General features: G+C 64.9%; 1 protein-coding gene. It reads right to left on the bottom strand.

The annotated features are described in order from the left end of the window. Positions 1–760, bottom strand: a 760-nt coding sequence (locus QMA15_RS32640) for an ArdC-like ssDNA-binding domain-containing protein (protein ID WP_290289341.1), incomplete at its 3' end; no start/stop codon positions are given. Positions 761–877 lie beyond the last annotated feature (117 nt).

Raw genomic sequence — 877 nt, 5'->3', positions numbered from 1 at the left:
TGTAGTCGGTGGTGTCGAGTCCGAGCAGTCCGGCCAGGACGTAGGCGACGGATTCGGCTTCCACTTCGGCGCGGCCTCGGTGCAGCTCGGCGGGGTCGATGTCTCCGCTGGCGTGCATGAGTGCGTGGGCGGCTTCGTGAATCATCGTTTTCGCGGCTTGTGCGTCGCTGATCGTGTCGTCGACGATGATGCGGCGTGATCCGTCGAGGCTGGTGCGGCCGTTCGTTTCTCCGGCGATGTGCTCGCGGGTGACGGTCCATCCCTGTTCGGTCATCACCTGCGCGATGCGGGTGTAGATCGCGGCGGGGTCTTCGCCTTGCAGTCGGGTGGTGATGGTGTCGGCGGCTGCTGCGGGGTGTCCTTCGATCGGGTCGGTTTGGGCGATGTCGAACACGGACAGGATCGGGAACCGTGCTGCGCGGCGGGTGGTTTCCTCGCCGGTCTCGGTGTCGGTTTCGGTGATCTTCTTGGTCGAGTAGCCGAAAATCTTGATCGACTTTTCGCCCTTGCGGACCTGTCGTCCGAGCTGCTGCCACTTGCGGAATCCGGCGACCTGGCTGGCGTCGGGGGCCTGCGAGAAAATCAGCATGACGTTGTTGAAGCTGTAGGAGTGGAACGCTGCTGCGGCGGTCAGGTAGGCGGCCCATGCGTCGGTGTCGGTGAGCTGGGCGACCTTCGCGGTGATGCTCTCGTGCAGTGCGGCGGCCTGCTCGCGTCGCGCTGCGCTCTTGTCTGCCGTGCTCTTCGCTGGTGCACCCATAACTTTTCGGCCTCCGCTGATCCGGTGGCGTCCCCCTGCTCGGTGGCCGCCAATTTTTTTGCCCTGCTGGCAAAGGAGAATCGCGTCGGCATGAGGGGGCCGGAGTGCCACCCCTGG

This window comes from Rhodococcus sp. APC 3903 (assembly GCF_030407755.1).
GTDB lineage: Bacteria > Actinomycetota > Actinomycetes > Mycobacteriales > Mycobacteriaceae > Rhodococcus_F > Rhodococcus_F erythropolis.
The sequence above is the reverse complement of the archived record's forward strand: the minus strand, read 5'-3'. Positions and strand labels throughout refer to the sequence as shown.